Source organism: Hallella faecis (assembly GCF_018789675.1).
GTDB lineage: Bacteria > Bacteroidota > Bacteroidia > Bacteroidales > Bacteroidaceae > Prevotella > Prevotella faecis.
The window spans coordinates 1-17196 of sequence record NZ_JAHKBE010000002.1 but is presented as its reverse complement, the minus strand read 5'-3'; the positions used below and the strand labels follow the sequence as shown (position 1 = coordinate 17196).

General features: G+C 52.7%; 14 protein-coding genes. 2 read left to right on the top strand and 12 right to left on the bottom strand.

All coding sequences use genetic code 11. The annotated features are described in order from the left end of the window. Positions 1 to 109: 109 nt before the first annotated feature. Positions 110 to 406 (bottom strand): nucleotidyltransferase family protein, encoded by a 297-nt coding sequence (locus tag KM934_RS00725; protein ID WP_215758676.1) that lies wholly within the window; start codon positions 404 to 406, stop codon positions 110 to 112. 253 nt (positions 407 to 659) lie between these two features. Between KM934_RS00725 and KM934_RS00720 the strand changes: the two genes are divergently transcribed. Beyond that, the gene (locus tag KM934_RS00720) at positions 660 to 905 is read left to right on the top strand and encodes a hypothetical protein (RefSeq protein ID WP_215758674.1); all 246 of its coding nucleotides are present in this window, start codon (positions 660 to 662) and stop codon (positions 903 to 905) included. A gap of 23 nt (positions 906 to 928) precedes the next feature. On the opposite strand, the gene KM934_RS00715 is transcribed toward KM934_RS00720, so the two are convergent. The 6 genes from KM934_RS00715 to KM934_RS00690 form a co-directional block, all read right to left on the bottom strand. Then, positions 929 to 1831, bottom strand: coding sequence for a GYF domain-containing protein (locus KM934_RS00715; RefSeq protein ID WP_215758673.1), 903 nt, complete (start codon positions 1829 to 1831; stop codon positions 929 to 931). 11 nt (positions 1832 to 1842) lie between these two features. Beyond that, entirely contained in the window at positions 1843 to 3753 is a 1911-nt protein-coding gene (glmS, locus tag KM934_RS00710; RefSeq protein ID WP_215758671.1) for a glutamine--fructose-6-phosphate transaminase (isomerizing), read from the bottom strand. Positions 3754 to 3943: 190 nt separating this feature from the next. Continuing rightward, positions 3944 to 4132, bottom strand: coding sequence for a DUF4250 domain-containing protein (locus KM934_RS00705; protein WP_215758670.1), 189 nt, complete (start codon positions 4130 to 4132; stop codon positions 3944 to 3946). A 1511-nt stretch (positions 4133 to 5643) separates the two neighbouring features. Continuing rightward, on the bottom strand, positions 5644 to 7896 hold the full coding sequence (locus tag KM934_RS00700; protein ID WP_215758668.1) for an inorganic phosphate transporter: 2253 nt from the start codon (positions 7894 to 7896) through the stop codon (positions 5644 to 5646). Between the two features lie 136 nt (positions 7897 to 8032). Beyond that, positions 8033 to 8995 carry a porin gene (locus KM934_RS00695; protein WP_394369474.1) on the bottom strand — a complete coding sequence of 321 codons (963 nt, stop codon included), beginning with the start codon at positions 8993 to 8995 and terminating at the stop codon, positions 8033 to 8035. A gap of 133 nt (positions 8996 to 9128) precedes the next feature. Continuing rightward, entirely contained in the window at positions 9129 to 9377 is a 249-nt protein-coding gene (locus KM934_RS00690) for a hypothetical protein (RefSeq protein WP_215758664.1), read from the bottom strand. 248 nt (positions 9378 to 9625) lie between these two features. On the opposite strand from KM934_RS00690, the gene crcB reads away from it, so the two are divergent. Further along, a complete protein-coding gene (crcB, locus tag KM934_RS00685; protein ID WP_215758663.1) occupies positions 9626 to 10000 on the top strand; it encodes a fluoride efflux transporter CrcB in 375 nt (124 codons plus the stop codon). A 158-nt stretch (positions 10001 to 10158) separates the two neighbouring features. Here the strand turns inward: crcB and KM934_RS00680 are convergent, their stop codons facing one another. The 5 genes from KM934_RS00680 to KM934_RS00665 form a co-directional block, all read right to left on the bottom strand. Next, positions 10159 to 13014, bottom strand: coding sequence for a hypothetical protein (locus KM934_RS00680; protein WP_252344828.1), 2856 nt, complete (start codon positions 13012 to 13014; stop codon positions 10159 to 10161). A 174-nt stretch (positions 13015 to 13188) separates the two neighbouring features. Beyond that, entirely contained in the window at positions 13189 to 13353 is a 165-nt protein-coding gene (locus KM934_RS13105; protein WP_252344827.1) for a hypothetical protein, read from the bottom strand. Between the two features lie 9 nt (positions 13354 to 13362). Continuing rightward, positions 13363 to 14274, bottom strand: coding sequence for an MraY family glycosyltransferase (locus KM934_RS00675; RefSeq protein WP_317192653.1), 912 nt, complete (start codon positions 14272 to 14274; stop codon positions 13363 to 13365). Positions 14275 to 14917: 643 nt separating this feature from the next. Next, positions 14918 to 16060: a phosphoethanolamine transferase gene (locus KM934_RS00670; RefSeq protein WP_215758661.1), complete on the bottom strand. Its 1143-nt coding sequence runs from the start codon at positions 16058 to 16060 to the stop codon at positions 14918 to 14920. Positions 16061 to 16735: 675 nt separating this feature from the next. Further along, positions 16736 to 17167 carry a type II toxin-antitoxin system death-on-curing family toxin gene (locus KM934_RS00665; RefSeq protein WP_262898215.1) on the bottom strand — a complete coding sequence of 144 codons (432 nt, stop codon included), beginning with the start codon at positions 17165 to 17167 and terminating at the stop codon, positions 16736 to 16738. Positions 17168 to 17196 lie beyond the last annotated feature (29 nt).

Sequence of the window (17196 nt, the reverse complement as noted above, 5' to 3'; positions counted from 1 at the left end):
CTTCATTCCCTCGGGTGAACAGTAATAGTCGTCAGAACTGAGTATGTCTTGATTCCATTCCTTTAGGTGAAGGATTGCTTGCCTGATTTGGTTGAAAAGCCCTCTTATTCTATTCAATGACATAGATACCATCTTTATTTATTTCCTCAAGTAAGAAAGGATTCATGTGTTTGTGGATTCTCACCACATCAACCGAGCACTGAAGCAGATCTTCCAAAAAGCGCTTCAAACGAACCATCATGTAAATTTTAGGTTCCATATCCACGCACACATCAATGTCGCTGCCGTCATTTTGCTCATTTCGCGATACGGAACCAAATATGCGCAACGACTTAACGCCGAACAATGTTTTCAGCTCTTCGGCATGTGAAGCAATCAGTGATATGTATTCCTTGGTGGTCTTCATAAAGGTATTCTTTGCAAAACTGCTTTAAAGAGGTAATTGGGGCAATGCGTTATTGTCATTTATTTAGGTCTATTCGTATGCAAAGGTACGACAAAGGATTGACATTTCGGTTGTGATAACCGAAAAAAACATGGTCGTAGAACAATTATCCTATCCAAATGGCAGAACGTAGGGTTATAGACCATATATCCCCACGGAACAGGAGAAAAGCACCAGGACGGAACAAGAGCAGGCGCAAGGGCAGAACGACGGGATGAGAAGGGAAGGAGAATATCAGGCAAAGGACTGTCGATATATGGGCGACGGCAAGGCAAGAAACGTTCGATGGGCGGGCAAGAAGACAGAAACCACACGCTACGCCGAGGCTTTTCGCACCCCGACGAGCCAGCCATGCCCAGCAACACAAGAAGCCTCGCCCAGCAACACAAGAAGCCTCGCCCAGCAACACAAGAAGCCTCGCCCACGCGACGAATCACGCTTGGGACGAGGCTCCTTATGACAGGGGTACTGGAAAGCGACAGATTAGTTGCCGTTAATCAACTTTTCCACTTCGTCGATGATGTGGCCCACCCCCTTCGAGGTGGCGCTGTCGGTGCTCTCATTCACCTTCTGCTTCACGGTTTTGGTAACCTGCTTCACCACGGCGCGACCAATGGCGCGACCAGCCTCATCAACAATCGTGGTGTCTTTCTCGCTACGCTGCACCTGAACATCCTGGTCGGGATCGGTCTGGTCGTCGGCCGACGCATCCTCATCGCCCAGCGAGAAACTTCCGGCACCTTTCAGCACCGCTTTCTTAATGGCGCTGGCCACCTTGTCCTCATCGGCCGTAAACACGTTGCCGAGGAATCCCAGCGACACGCCTATGTCCTTCGGTCCAACCTGAAGCGTGGTGGTAGAGAACAGGAAATAGTTGTGATACTCGATCGTTTGGTCAATCACCATCTCGGCAACGCTATTGCCAACAACTTTACCAAAGAGGTTGATACCCTGCGAAAGGGGGTCGCTGTCGCCATTGTCCATGGCTTGTTCGAGGCCGTTGGTAATGTTTTTCATGATGGCACGCTTGTGCGCCCGCTCCGACGGGTTCGACACGGCCAGCACCACGACGGTAATCAGCAGCACGACCAATGCCCAAAGCTGGTTGCGGCGACGGGAAGCGGGCTGCTGTGCCCCATTGCCAGGCGCCGCGGTGGGTTGCGCCTGAGAGCCACCCACCGAAGAGATGGGAGGTGGTGGCGGCACCGACGCTCCAGCCGTCTGGTTCTCAAAAAGAGGGCGCAACTCCTCCACCTGCCAAGCGGGAGCCCACTCAGCCATTCCATCAGTCCAGACCAGCGTGTCTGAACCAATGCCTTTCAGTTTCAGCTCAGCCACCGAGAACGGTCCTTGCTGAGCATCGTTTTCAATGATAAAATAGTTCATGACAGAATCGGTTATTCCACGGTGACACTCTTGGCGAGGTTTCGTGGCATGTCTACATTAAGTCCTTTCTCCACGGCGATGTGGTAAGCCAACATCTGCAAGGGGATGACGGAGAGCAGCGGGGCCAGCGGGGCCAACGTGTCGGGCACCTCAATGACGGCGTCGGCAATTTTGCTCACCTCATCGTCGTTGGCCGACACCACAGCGATGATGCGTCCGCCACGCGCCTTCACCTCCTGCATGTTCGATATGATCTTCTCGTATCCCTTGTGGTGCGTGGCCACAAAGAGGCACGGCATCATGTTGTCGACCAAAGCGATAGGGCCGTGCTTCATCTCGGCTGCGGGGTATCCCTCAGCGTGGATGTATGATATTTCCTTCAGCTTGAGCGCTCCCTCCAGGGCCACCGGATAGTTCCAACCTCGTCCGAGGTAGAGGAAATTGGTGGCGTAGGTGTAGGTACGCGCCAGGAGTCGAATGTCCTCATTGTGCTTCAGCACCTCCTCGATCTTGGCGGGGATGGCGTTAAGCTCATGAATCATATCCACATACTCCTTCTCATCGATGGTGCCCTTGGTGTGTCCGAGGGCCAAAGCCAGGAGGATGAGGCATGTGAGCTGCCCCGTGAAGGCTTTGGTGGAAGCCACGCCAATCTCCGGTCCCACATGGATATAGATGCCCGTGTCGGTCTCGCGTGCGATGCTCGAGCCCACGGCGTTGACGATGCCGAAGATGCAAGCGCCCTTCTCCTTGGCCAGTTTGATGGCTGCCAGCGTGTCGGCGGTCTCACCACTCTGTGAGATGGCTATCACCACATCGGTGGGATAGATCACCGGGTCGCGATAGCGGAACTCCGACGCGTAGTCGACCTCCACCGGAATCTTGCAGTAGTGCTCAATGAGCTGCTTGCCTATGAGGCCAGCGTGCCACGACGTTCCACACGCCACAATGATGAATCGCGAAGCTGAGAGCAGACGGTCGCGGTTGTTGCGCACGGCGCTCAGCACCACATCGTTGTGCACATTGGGGTCGGCGTAACCTGTCGAGGGGTCGTAGGCGTCGTTGCCACCCATGTCGTCCTCGGCGAAGAGTCGGCCACGCATGCAGTCGCGCAGGCAATTGGGCTGGTCGAATATCTCCTTCAGCATGTAATGGGGGAATCCTCCCTTGTCGAGCATGTCGAGATCCATGTCGATGGTCTTCACCGACACGTCTACGTGCTGGTTTCTGAGGTCGGTTATGTCGAGTGGCTGACCGGGATGACAAACGGCGATCTGCTCATCATCCACATACACCACATTCTTCGTGTACTCGGCGATGGGAGTGGCGTCGGAGGCGATGAAAAACTCGCTATCGTTCTCGCCAATGCCAATCACCATAGGCGAGCCCTTGCGTGCGGCCACCAAGGTGCGGGGATCGCGCTGGTCGAGCACGGCTATGGCGTAAGCGCCGATACACTTGCGCAGGGCATGGCGCACCGCCTCAGCGAGGTTGCAATGGTGGGTTTGCTGCGCATATTCGATGAGGTTGACGAGCACCTCGGTGTCGGTGTCGCTATTGAAATGGAACCCACGCTGCTTCAACTGGTCGCGAAGCAAGGCGAAGTTCTCGATGATGCCATTGTGAACGATGACAAGATTGCCTGAGTTGGAAACATGGGGATGGGCGTTGCGCACCGACGGCTCACCATGGGTGGCCCAACGGGTGTGGGCTATGCCTACCGTGCCGCTGCAGTCTTTGCCTTCGGCGGCATGCTCCAGGTCGCTCACCTTACCCTTTGCCTTATACACATGCAACTCGTCGGCACCATTGACGAGTGCCACTCCCGACGAGTCGTAACCACGATATTCCAAACGATGAAGTCCTTTCACCAAGATGTCGAAGGCATCACGATGCCCTATGTAACCTACTATTCCACACATAATCTACTAAAATTATGGCGGCAAAATTACAAAAAGTAATTGAGCAAACCCAACATTTTGCTATGTTTTTTGTTACATTTCTAACATAACGTAACCGCAACCCCCTCCAAGGGGGGGAACATAGGGCACTTCGGGGATTCATTGGGGGAGCGAGGGTTACATATATAATAAGGTGTAGCGGCACCCCGCCTTAAGCCACCTTAAACTGCCGTTGGCTCTCGTCGTAATAATAGCCGTTGTCGCGCAGATAAGCCTTCAGCTCTTCGGGGTCGCGCCCGTAAGCGTAGCAAAGGGCCTCCAGGGTGTCGTACATCTCGTCACGGAGATAGAGATTGATGCTCGAAACCAAAATGGCTGGGTCGTGAGGAAGATAATCCATAGCTTAAATATTTTAGTGATGCGTTGTGAATCGATAGAATGAGGAATCGGAACGCTGATGAATGGAATGTTGATACGTACTGAAAAACAGATCCGTAGAAAACGAAAAAAGATTGAAATCGGCCTACTTGCCGAGATCAATCTTACCGCACAGGATGCCCATGGTGCACACGAGGGCCATGACAATGGCGGCGAATCCTACATAAATCATCATATTGAAACCTTTCTTTATAATAAAAACATCTGTTCGGTTGGAGAAAAGCCAACCATGCTTACCTTTTGCCTTCATTGACAAAACTCCTTAACAGCAGGTTGCTTTCAAGCTAACCTTGCAAAGGTACTGACTCTTTCCGACCCACGCAACCATTCCACAAGCAAATGTTCCCATGGATCGTTCTTCTTGACATGGGTCAACGGAACGAAACAAAAAAGAAGAATTCTCCACCAAATAGCCAAATTGATTTACATCAAGTGTAAAATTGACGTATATCAAATAATTAAGTGCGAACCCATTTTTTTCGTTTCAGATGACGGATATATCGCACCACCTGATTAACTTTGCGGACGTATTAAAGGATAAAAAGATTGTAGTATGAATGACAAATTGACAACGATGAACGAATTGAGCAGTCGCCAGATTGACCTCAAGGTTTCTATGATGCTGAGCAGCCGTCGCGCCGCCTTGGCAGAGAAGAAGGCCAAGAAGGCCTAACCATCGCTGGTGCTCGTTGGCCTTCTTGAAAGGCTAAGGGCCAAAACTCTTTAAGCTGATTACTTGGCAGATATGCCGGTAATCAGTTTTTTTGTGCCCCAACGTCATCTTTTGCACAAACATCCAAGCCTTTACCCAACGCCCTCGGCCCACCTCCTCGCTCGCTTATCGCCCCCACCCCATCACGACAAAGCCATAGGCCCATGAGCGCATCATCCCTATGGCAACCTGTTTTGTATCGTTTTTTGGTTAAAAAGTTGTGTGGAGATTTTGCGCGAGATAGAGAACCCAAATGGCGTTTTTACGGTTTGGCGAGATGAAATCTAAGAGCAGGGCTCACCGTTAGGCATGTTTCTTCTTGAGGTTTGGCATGTTTCGCACCTCGATCGGGCATGTTTCGAGCGTCGAAAGACCATGTTTCGCACCTCGGTTAGGCATGTTTCATGGCAAAAAATGTGGAATCGGGGGAGGGGAAACGCCACGCGTAATCGCAAGTGCCTTATTATTAGCCATTTGCATAAAACACACAAGAATCGCGTATTTGCAACCAAGAGCTTCCTTGTTGGCGGATAAGTGTTAAAAAAGGGGGATACATGCCAACCTTTTTCAGGGGCCACAAGGTTGTCCGTGGCAGTTCTCACGTTCAGAAACGCTACCCACCCCACCCATCGCCCAAGCGGCAGAAAGGGCAAACCACCTCTGTAGCTTGCCCTTCACCATGCTGGTTTGCAACCAGCTATCATCCTAAATCCTCATAAACATGTTCATGAATCTTTCAACCCATTGTCCTGAGGTTTACATCAATCCTCCATAAACTTCTTGGCGGAGCGCAACTGGTGGCGCATCACGCTGAGCAGCTGCTGGGTCTCCTGCAAGAGGTTCAGGTAAACCATGTCGACCTGCATCATCTTGCTGGTGCCACTCTTCTGCATGCGGTTGATGTGGATCTTACGAATGACCGAGAGGTCGTCCTTGCACACATCGGCCTCAGCCAGCACACCGCGATACTGCTCGTAGCGGTTGGTCTCAATGGCCTCGCAGGTCATCTTCATCAGGTCGTTCACACGGCGTCGAACGGGCTCATACTCGCTGATGTAAGCTGCGGGCACCGGGGTGAAGTTGTTGTCCACATGCTCCTTCACAGGCAGCATCATGCGGCGCAAGGTGTAGATATACTGTTGGTCGGAGTTGATGCCCACATGGAACCACGTGTTGCGCTCAATGGCAATCTCCATGGGCGAGCGCTTCAAGCCGAGCAACTCCTGGCGACGGTATTTCTTCAGCACGTCGAGCTCGCGGCGCAGGGTCTTGTCGCTACCACGCAGCATCTTCACGTTCTGGGTGTTGAAGCCGTCGAGCACAGCGTTATATTGCTCCAAGGCCAAACGGCACACCTTCGACTGCGTGTTGCGCACATGGTTGCGAAGCATCTCCCACACCAGTTCGGGGTCGCGGGTACGCATCATGAGGCGGAAGTTGTCGTCGTCTTTCTTGGTCGTCTCCTGCTTGCGCTTGTACTGGCGGTTGCTGCGTATGAGCAAGAAGATAACCAGCACGATGAAGGCCACCTGCACGGCGATGCCGCCATACCACATGCAGAGGCAAACCAAGGCGCAGGCGAGGAAGGCCACACCAGCCGTGAGGAACCATCCACCAATCACACTCAGCACACCCGTGATGCGGAACACGGCGCTCTCGCGGCTCCAGGCGCGGTCGGCCAAACTCGTACCCATGGCCACCATGAAGGTAACGTAGGTAGTAGAGAGGGGCAAGCGGTGGTTGGTACCGAAGGTGATGAGCATGGAGGCAATGACGAGGTTCACGGCAGCGCGCACCACATCGAAGGCGGCCTTGTCGTCTTTCAGCTCCACGTCGTTGGCATTGAAGCGGCGGTTGATCCACTTACGCAAGCCTACGGGGAAGATGGCCACCACCATCTCGATCATGCTTTGGCAGAAACGCACGATGGCGCGGGCGGCACGACTTGAACCGAACATCTCATCGCCCTCGTCCTGACGGGCCAGGTCGACCGACGTCTTGATAACGTTCTGGGCCTTCTTAGAGGTAGCCATCGCCACAATCATGATGATTCCGGCGGCCATGAGGTAGAAAGGCGGGGTCTTTGCGCTCTCCATGAGCGACGACATCATAAAGCCATCGATGCCGACACCATGGCCGTTGGCAACATAATCCTGGTAAGAATCGAGACCAACCAACGGCACACCGATGAAGTTGACCAGATCGTTGCCGGCGAAAGCCATGGCCAGGGCGAACGTGCCCATGAGCACCGTGAAGCGGAAGATGTTGACCTTCATCAGATGGAGCACCTCCATCACGATGGTGGAGACGATGAACGTCAGCACCAAGAGCATATTTGTGTTTGTGTCGATATAGTCGCGAACGCCGTCGCTCAGATAGGGACTCTTGCCCACACCCTTCAAAAAGATGAAATAGCTCAGGGCCGTGAAGGCTATGCCGCCGAAGATGGCGATGCTGTAGCGCGAGTGTTTGCCGTAATTGAACGTAAACACCACACGACTGATCCACATCACCACCATACCCACGACAAACGATATGGCCACCGAAACGAAGATGGCTATAATAACCTGCAGGGCCTTGCTGGAGTTGAGCAGCATGCCATAGTCGAGGTCGGGGTCGGCCATTACCTTGAGCATGGCCAGCATGGCCGTACCACCCAAAAGCTCGAACACAAGCGAAACGGTAGTTGACGTGGGCATGCCGAGCGTGTTGAACACGTCGAGCACGATCACATCGGTCACCATAACGGCCAAGAAGATGGTCATCACCTCGTGGAACGAGTAGCGGTCGGGCATCATGATGCCGTGGCGCGCCACATCCATCATGCCCGAGGAGAGCACCGCCCCGAGCACCACACCCACGGAGGCAATAATCAACACTGTGCGAAAGGCGGCCACACGGGCACCCACCGCCGACTGCAAGAAGTTGACGGCATCGTTGCTCACACCCACAAAAAGGTCGAAAACGGCCAGGCAGAGCAGGAAAATAACGATGCAAAGATAAATGGTTTCCATTGAATCTTTTGTTTGATTGGTTCTTTCAGGTTGCAAAATTAGGTTGTGCGTGTTACACAGTTTTTACAACCATGTTACAATATGGTTACAATTAGTCCCCAACCGCTAACCAAAGCGATTGGGGATGACCTGTGTGTTAGAAATGGGTCATGAACTCCACCACAATCTTATCGCGCTCGCTCACCTTCGGCAGGGCGTCTTGGCGGTAGAGGTATTTCTCGTAGTTGACGCGTATCTCCGAGACAAACGGCTTGTCGAAGCTCAGCGTGGCGCCGGCCGTGATGCGGCTTCGCTTGTAGTCGTTGATGATGAGCTTGCCGTCGGTGTTGGCCTTGCCGTCGAGGTAGCGCTTGCCATCGCTGTGGTCGCTCATATAATCGTAGCGCACCAGGGGCGACACCTTGGTGAACAGGCACTTGCGAAGGGGAATGTCGTAGCTCACGAAGCCGTTGAAGGCATGCACCGGATGGAAGGCGCCGTCGGCATAATGCTTATAGAGATACTCGGCCTCGGCGATGAAGCCTCGGCGGTGATAGGTCAGGCCGGCGTCGTACATCATGACGGTGGCGGTGTCGGGTTTCACCTTCTGGGCGCTGAGCACCACGTCGAGACCGAAAGGCAACAGAAACTGGGCCTTGGCTGAGAAGTTCACCTGATGGGTCCAGAAATCCTTCTGGTTGGTGAGTCCCGACCCGTTGAACATACCAGCCTGCACAATGATCGGGAATCCCACGCCGAAAGTGTAGCCCAGGCTCGCACCCACATCGCGCACGTTGCCAACCTGTTTGGCGATGAAAGAGCGGTTGGCAAAGTACTGCTGGTGGGGCGAGCGATGGGCGTCGATGGTAAAGGGCACGCGCATCTGACCAATGGTAAAGTCGAGCGTGCGCCACGGTTTTATCTTGGTGTAAGCGTCGAGCATCTTGATGCTGCCCTCGTCGCATAAGTCGATCTCGGCCTTGTACGACACCATGGGGTTGATGTCGCCCGACACGTTGACACGTGCCGTGCGCACCTCGAAACGGCCTTCCTTCTCGTGGGTTTGGTACTCGTACTTGCCTCGCAGCGTTCCGCCTACGCGAACGTTCTGCGCTTCCATAGGTGCCGCAGCAACAAGGCTCAGCAACAAGAATGCAATCTTTTTCATTTCAATCCTATTATCATTTCATTGATCATTCCATCGGCCAGTCCCATATTGGGCACAATGATGCGCTTGGCCTTCGCACAGTCGGCTATGAGGGTGAAGTCTTCACTATGGCGTAGCGGGTCATGCCGTCGTCGCCAGCTTCCTTGCGCTCCACCAACAGGTAGATGCGGTTGTCCTCAAGGCGTCCGAGGTTGTCGATCTCGTTGAGCCCAATGGGGTTGACCAGTCCGTTCAACTTGTCGTAGAAGAACTGGCGGAGGTAAACCTTCTGGTCGTCGGTGAGCTGCGTCTCGTCGACAAGGCGTATGCCGTTGTCGGCCAAACGGGCAAACACCTCGTCGACGGATCTCCATATTTTAATATGGTGGCAAAATTACGACGATCATGTTACAGGGGTTTTGCAGGCATATTACAATAGTATGACAATCACAACGCATGCTTGTTGCCCTTCCCTACGAGCCAAAATAGGTGTTACAAAACCGTGTGGAAAACAAAAACATGGGCTATGGCAACGTCTTGTGGACGAAAAAGCGTAATTTTGCAAGAAGAAAGAAAACGTTGGTTTACACCTATTATAATAATATGAAAGAGTTATTGATTGTGAGTTTGGGCAGTTTCTTTGGCGGCGGCATGCGTTACGGTGTTTCGAAACTAATTGCCACGCATGCAAGCCTCAACTTTCCATTGGGCACATTCACCGTCAATGTGCTGGGCTGTCTGCTACTGGGGTTCCTTTCCGGACTGAATGTGGGTAGCGGATGGTTGTCGCCCTCGGCCAAGCTATTGCTCACCACAGGCTTCTGTGGCGGATTCACCACTTTCTCCACCTTCATGAACGAAAGCGCTTCGCTTGCCAAAGGAGGCGACTCGCTCACCACGCTGCTCTACGTGGCGGGCAGCGTTGCCGTGGGCTTTGTGGCCGTAGTGGCCGGCCATTTGTTGGCCAAGAGTTGTTAAACAGTAAAGCTACAAGGGCTCGTTCGCACAAGCGCGTTGAGCCCTCATGTTGTTGGTGCGACTTCGCATTTACGCAAACGCCTCACGCCATACGGCTTGCGCTGCAATCATTGCGGCGGCCGTATGGGTGAGGCGTTATGAGGGGCGGGGTGCGCAGCCTACTCTTGCACGAAGAACTTGCCGTCGGCGGCTTGTCCAGCGGCCGAGACCTTGACACGGGTGTCCTTGCTGTTGTTGTAAACCGTGGCGGTAAACTCACCATTCTCGTCGAGCACGGCATTGGGGTTCCAATAGAGTGTGCGACGGTAATCGGTAGGTTCGGCGGGCTTCTGCGTACTATAGTCGGGACTGTAATGCTCCTCGGGATAGGTGAATCCATCCAACATGATGCGGCGATCACGATAGGTGAAGCGCTTGCCATCGTCGGCAACGGGCACATAAACGACCACTACATCCTCCAGATTGAGCTGTTCCGTATGACGATCGGTGTAGTTGCGTGGCTCAAAGTCGGTATAGAACCTGATGCTGTCTACACGGTTGAGGTGCAGGTCCTTGAACAGGGCCGCATCGGAACGGTTCTTGATGATATCCTGCATGGGGATGAAATTGGTGTAGAACGTGTAACGATCGAGCTTTCCTACCACATTGTAAGAGCGGTAACGGTTCATGTTGCCGTAGACGGTTTGGCAGGCCGTGGGTGGAAAAGCGCCCATGTTGATCACACCCCACGACAGTCCGCGGTCGGTAGCCTCATTGTAAATGTCGTAGGCGTCGGCCACATAGGCGGGCTTAGAGTAGTCGAGGGCGCGACGGGTGCGACGCTTGGCCTTCACGCTAATGTTGCGAAGCGTGCGAGCGCCATCCGACGAGCTATTGTCGATGCTGTCCTCACCGATAACCAATGAGGTGCCAATATCAGGCAGGTGGGTCTGATAATAGTTGTAGGGATGGGCAAAAACGGGATAAAACAGATGGCGAGTGACATAATAATCGGGGTACCTCTCCTCATCGAAACGATACTTATCCTGACCGGCCGTGAGGCAACGCTTCAGCGAATCCTTACGGTCGTAAGCGGTGAGGAACAGCACGGCCTTATCGTAGAATGGGGGTATCTGGAAGAGGAATTGGCCTCCGTCGTGGGTCTCCTGCACACTGCCGGCGCTCATTCCATCCTTTTCCACCTCGGCCTCGATGAGCACCTCGTGCTTGATGGAACGCTGATTGACGCCCAAGTAGCTACCCTCGGAAGTGCCTGTTTGCGTGGCATTGGCGTCGGAAGATGCGTCGTCGGTCGACGAGCTGCCGTCGGGCTGAGAGTTCTCGGTGTCTTCGAGACTTCCCTCGGCCACATTGTTGCCTGCGTTCCAACCACTCATGGTGATGCTTCCTTGGCTCACGGCATTGGCGGCCTTCTCGGCCATCAGGCTCGCAACGCTCGTTCCGGAACTGAGACCCTGCACATCATCGACAAACAGCATGGGCACATCGAGCTGCTTGCGAACGATGCCTTCCACGGTAAGGGTCTTCTCTGGCGTATAGCGCAGGCGGTGAAACACCATCTGGCCCAGTCCCACCTGTTTCTTATCGGTGGCGAGCGGCGTATATTTGCGCCATCCCTGCACCAACATCAGCACGTCGAGGGCCTGCCGACGCTCAGCGTCGTGGCCTGCAAAATAGTAGGCGGGCGATGCAATGAAGCCCTTCAGGTCGCTGCTAAGCAACAGGTCGGTGAGCATGTTACCATCGTCGTACGACGAGTCGTCGGTGCGAGTGTCGCGCAAAGACACGGAAACGGGCATACCCGACGTGCCATCGGTGGCGGCAATATGGAGCTGGATGGGCTCGTAAGGCTTATAGTCGAGCTTATCGGTGCTTACCTGCAGCGGCGTGCCCATGTCGTGATGGTTCACGAAGAAGAGACGGTCGGCAAGCACGTTGGCTTCCGCATCGAATATCATCAACTCGTTGACGCCAGTGGGCAACTGGCTTACATCGGGCGTAACAGTAGTGGAGCCCTGCAGGCGTTGGAACTGAAGCAACTTGCCTCGGCACAACACGGCGTAGGCGGCTGGTGCGCAACCACGGCTGCGCAAGGCGAACGTAGGACTCTGGGTGTGACCGTCGAAGTCGGGATTTTGCAATTCAAGCACGGCGCCGGCTTCTTCAGCCTTGGGTAATCGGAAGTTGTATTTGTCGCCTTTCCATTGGAACGTCACCCGCCCATGTGTGCTATCTGAAGGCGTATAGTAGAACGTGCCACGCCCCATGTGGGTGGGCTTAAACTTGGTTTTGCCGTCGAGCGTGCCGCCAATGGTAAGCGCCTGACCGTCTTGGTCGGTCACCTCAAACGCCACTCGGCTCTTAAGACCCTCGACGAGCGTGCCTCCCTCGGGGAAGAACTTGCAGAGGAGCTTGTCTTTCTTTACAAACGGAGCCTCACGCTTGGGGCGGGCGTACATGTATTTGCCATCATAGTCGCCTGCCTCACGGGGACGGCTATACACGGGAACCACACGACTGTACAGGTCTTCCCAATCGCGGTAATAGTCGGCGGCCATCTGATAATTGTAGAACAGGGCGCGATCGTCGCGGGTATAGGGACGTAACTTGACGTTGAAATTGAGCATCCAACGGGTGTAAGCGCGTATCTCGTAGTAACCACTGTACAGGCTGTCTTTGAGGGCAAACTGTCCACAGGTGTAGTTTTTGTCGCTTACCACCACGCGTTGGCGGTCGACCACCACGCCATCGGGGGCCAACAGTTCCACATAGAGCATCTTGCTCATGTCGGTGGGGTGCAGGTTGTCGGCGCGAACCACGTAGGCTTTGTACCAGATGGTGTCGCCAATGAAGTAACAAGTGTTGTCGGTGTGGACGTAAACCTTCTCTTGTATCTGTTGATTTTGGCGCAGACGGTTCTCCAACGCATCGAGATTGTCGGCACGAAGAAGGCCACTACACAACGGCATCCATAAGAGGAGCGCCGTCAATAAGTATCGTAAAGCACATTTCATAGGGCAAAAGGGATTGACGATTGTTTGATTCCGCTAAAGTAATAAATAATGAACAAAAAGCAAACAATCGTCAATCTCTGGCTCCAAAAATTATACAAGTTTAACGCAAAGAGAGCGCATATGCCACCATTTGGTCAGCAACCAAAGCGACTGAGCGCAAAGGTCACGCACGAGTTAGATTGAGTCCATCAGTCGGCGCATGGTCATGAAGGGGCGCCCCACTTCCGTGTGGCTCTTGCGGGCGAGCCAACGGAGCGCACGATAGGGTGCGCGTTGGTGGTTCATCTTGCGCACGGAATAGTAGAAGCCAATGGTGTTGAGCAGACCAACTACGACCACAACGATGAACTACTCAGTGGCATCGCCGCCAAAGAGGTAGCAAAGGAGCCAACAAAACACGTTGAACGCATTGAGGGAAATGACCGAAACGGAAGTGCCAATATGCGAGAAGCCCAACTCAATGAACAGGTGGTGAAGGTGGCTTCGGTCGGGATGGAACGGCGATATGCCGCGAAAGATGCGACCAAACATAACGCGCAAGGTGTCGAAGACGGGCACGGAGAGCACGCTCAACGAGAATGCCACAACGCCAAGGCGCGGGTGGTTCAAGGCCGCCAGCGACGTGTTGTCGATCATTCGCATGCAGAAGATGCTCATCAACATGCCCAACATCAATGTGCCCGAGTCGCCAACAAACATCTTGCTCTTCAATCCGAACACATTGTGGAAGAAGAATGGCACCAACGCTCCAGCCGCCAGAGAGGCCATGACGGCCATCGTGCCATCATAAGATGAGCAAAACACAATGCCGAAACATAAGCAAGCGAATATGCAGATGCCGCTCGAGAGACCATCGACACCATCGATGAGGTTGATGGAATTGATGATACCCACGCACGAAACGGCACACAACGGCAGACTGAGATACACGGGTAGCTTGCCTATACCAAACAACCCGTGCATGTCATTGATATTGGTTTTGTCCATGTAAACAATGAAACCTACCAAGCATATCTCAATGATGAGACGGAGAGTGGGGCTGAGCCCCAGCAGATCGTCGACCATACCGACATACATCATCACCGTGAGCGTAATGATACAGGTGAAAAGGGCGTAACTGTTGAAGAACACACTGGTGGCTCCCGCGCCCACCACGATACCGAAGAACACGGCCATTCCGCCCATCACAGGCACCGGACGCGACTGCAGTTTGCGGCTGTCGGGAACATCAAACATATTGCGGCTGGCGGCCATTTTCACGATCAAAGGGTGAACAAGGGCCGTAAAGCACATGGCCAAAAAGAATGGTAACACAACGCCAAGCATCCACAGCCTTGGGGTCATGTAACTAAACATGCCATCTAAGGAATAGCATAAATTATCTATCAAGCGTTCTATCATGCGACTGTCTTAGTGAGATAATATTCGCAAAGATACAAAAAATTAATTAATATTAGGGTAATAACAACAAATATTCCGACGTTGTCCTCCATAATTCCACATTTCTCGACCTAACAACGACTAGTTGGTTCCAATCGGTTAAGCCCTTGTTACAAGCGAGTTACAATGATATTGCAGAAAACATTGGGTGCGATCACATAATGAGAAAAGCGACAAAAAGCAACGATGGGCAAGTCCAGGGGGCTCCGGCTGTAAAAAAGGGAACTTTCATGGGGAAAGCGCAAGGACGCATAAACGCGGCCCACGAATGACAAAACCCTTAAAACCGACGGACGCCAGAGACTATTACAAAGGGAAAAACCAACCTAACCAATTGACAACATGGTGTGTTCCAAAGGGAAAAACCAACCTAACCAATTGGCAACATGGTGTGTTCTAAAGGGGAAAACCAACCTAACAGATTGCCGGTTCGTCCGGTTTCTTCCCACCGAAGACGCCCTTGTCAATAAGCATATTTTCGTTCCCTATTGAGGATTCGTGGTCTTTGCGGATTGTATTTGCGGCTCAACACATCATGAACGGGCGAATACCATGGCGTTTGAATGCCTGCCAAATGCAACAACACGTGCGAAACCGCGTCGGTCATGAAGGGTCGGCGCCGAGCGTCTTGTATGTCATGCCACATCCGGGGATGGCACGACTTGTACCTCTCGGTGACATAAATCCAAAACGGGATGTCGTATTGCTGACGTATATTGGCCGCACTCCACTCCAAGGTACGGCCCCATTCCTGTGTGTTGTCATCGAAAATGCGCTCGCCATGGTCAGAAAGAAACACTACAATCGCCTCCTCCTGATCAACCATCTTCACGATCTCGCCTATGATAGAGTCGTTGTAACGATAGGCGTTGTCGTAATCTGCCAAGAGCTTAAGATGTTCGGCGTTTAAGTCCTTGCGGCTATAATCGGTTTCCGCAAACACGACCCGTGAGGCCGGATACCGCTGACTAAAATCGAAATGGAGCCCTAAGAAATGAAAAACACTCAGTTTTGGCTTGTTCGACTTACCCGTCAGAGCACGATAATCGTCAATCAACCCATCGTCGAAGCGATGGAGCGAATCGTTGCGAACATCAAACATGGCATGGCTAAAGCGCGCGTTGCTCATAAAGATCTCCTCCTTAAACGCGCTAAAACCTACGGTATTGGCCAAATATTGATTACTGAAGAACTCCGTATGATAGCCTGCCAGACGAAACAGGTGCGGGAACAAGGGCTGCGACGCCCACGTGCCGTCCATGCCTATGCAATGGGTGGTCATGATCGATTGGAAGGCTTCACATGTAACATTCCACGGACTCACCACGTCGGAGAATACCGCCAGTCGTCCGGTATCATACATTCGCTGCTGACAAGGCGTAGTCAACTTGTCATAACCATACAACGAGGAATGTCGCTTATTGCAACTCTCACCAATAATAAGGACAATATGGGGCCCGGAAGAAAGGCGCGACGTCACCACCGCTTTGTCCAACGACTTCGCAAGATCGCGACAGATGGCAGCTTGCTGGATATTCTCCGAAACCGAATAAGCCAAGCGATAGATGGGCAGATAGTATTTCGTCTTGGGCTCAAAGTCCTTCATTCGCTGCACGTTCAGTTCGTCGAGACCACATATTACACGATAAAAGACATACTCGCGACTATCGATTGTGGCAAAAAATCCTACAAAGAAAAGGCAACATACGGGAACGGCACAGACGGGCTTGCATAGGTTCCGCATCTGGGCCAACCCCATCCATTTGGGTTTCCGAGGCCAAATGGCTAAAAGGATGTGGGCTCCAAGAAGCGTCAGAACCAACCCGAAAGGCGACCACAGATCGCTCCACGTGATAAGCGAAAGGAACTCCGAACATTCGCGTGGATTCGTATAGATGACCTGTTGCAGAAACGTTGGGCAGAAAGCGGTACCAAGATGGGCATAGCAAAAGGCATCAATCAAGGCAACAACGTAGAACAACGCATATAACACACCTTTCGTAAAGGGCCGAAAGCGCTGCGGAACCAAGAGCAGAAAAGCGCACAACAGGTACAGGTCGGCAAAGAGTTGGAACACCCCAACCAACCGACTGCTATCGTAAGGGACAAACAACACACATACGACTCCCAACAAATACATGGAGATGAAGAAAGCCAAGCTCTCCCCAATAGGCCGCATCAGAATGCCGCCTAACGATTGCAAGAAATGGCTTATGCGCTGTTTTGAAATCATTTACCTATGCTATGATGATTATCTATACTACCACTTCAAGGTCCACGCCTATTGGTTGTCTTTGTTGATCAGGTTCACCACCACCTTCACCATGACGTCCTTCTCCTCCGTTCGGCTCTCTGCGATCATCAAAGTGAGGGCCACAAGCGTGTTGTCGGCAATGCGTTTGTGACCATCTTCGGCATAGAGCACATGATTGTTGTTGAGAAACCACAGGAAGAGCATGGCCGCAATGCGCTTGTTTCCGTCGCTGAACGAATGGTTCTTCACCACGAGATAAAGCAGCATGGCCGCCTTCTCCTCTACGGAAGGGTAAAGTTCCTGCCCATCAAACGTTTGATAAATCTGTCCGATACTACTCTTGAACGACTCGTCTTTCTCGTTTGCAAACCATTGGCTTCCACCAAACTTAACCTTCAACCCCAATCGATCATTAGACCGAAACAGGTGAATTGTTAGGATCTTATGGATTCTTTTCAACTCTTGTCAGCGTTTCTTTCGGCATCTTG

What these genes read in the sequence shown, in the direction of transcription:
- KM934_RS00695 (WP_394369474.1), bottom strand. Translation starts at nt 8,995, where the DNA reads ATGGAAGCGCAGAACGTTCGCGTAGGCGGAACGCTGCGAGGCAAGTAC.
- KM934_RS00700 (WP_215758668.1), bottom strand. Translation starts at nt 7,896, where the DNA reads ATGGAAACCATTTATCTTTGCATCGTTATTTTCCTGCTCTGCCTGGCC.
- KM934_RS00680 (WP_252344828.1), bottom strand. Translation starts at nt 13,014, where the DNA reads ATGAAATGTGCTTTACGATACTTATTGACGGCGCTCCTCTTATGGATG.
- KM934_RS00720 (WP_215758674.1), top strand. Translation starts at nt 660, where the DNA reads ATGAGAAGGGAAGGAGAATATCAGGCAAAGGACTGTCGATATATGGGC.
- KM934_RS00725 (WP_215758676.1), bottom strand. Translation starts at nt 406, where the DNA reads ATGAAGACCACCAAGGAATACATATCACTGATTGCTTCACATGCCGAA.
- KM934_RS00705 (WP_215758670.1), bottom strand. Translation starts at nt 4,132, where the DNA reads ATGGATTATCTTCCTCACGACCCAGCCATTTTGGTTTCGAGCATCAAT.
- glmS (WP_215758671.1), bottom strand. Translation starts at nt 3,753, where the DNA reads ATGTGTGGAATAGTAGGTTACATAGGGCATCGTGATGCCTTCGACATC.
- crcB (WP_215758663.1), top strand. Translation starts at nt 9,626, where the DNA reads ATGAAAGAGTTATTGATTGTGAGTTTGGGCAGTTTCTTTGGCGGCGGC.
- KM934_RS00715 (WP_215758673.1), bottom strand. Translation starts at nt 1,831, where the DNA reads ATGAACTATTTTATCATTGAAAACGATGCTCAGCAAGGACCGTTCTCG.
- KM934_RS00670 (WP_215758661.1), bottom strand. Translation starts at nt 16,060, where the DNA reads ATGAAGGACTTTGAGCCCAAGACGAAATACTATCTGCCCATCTATCGC.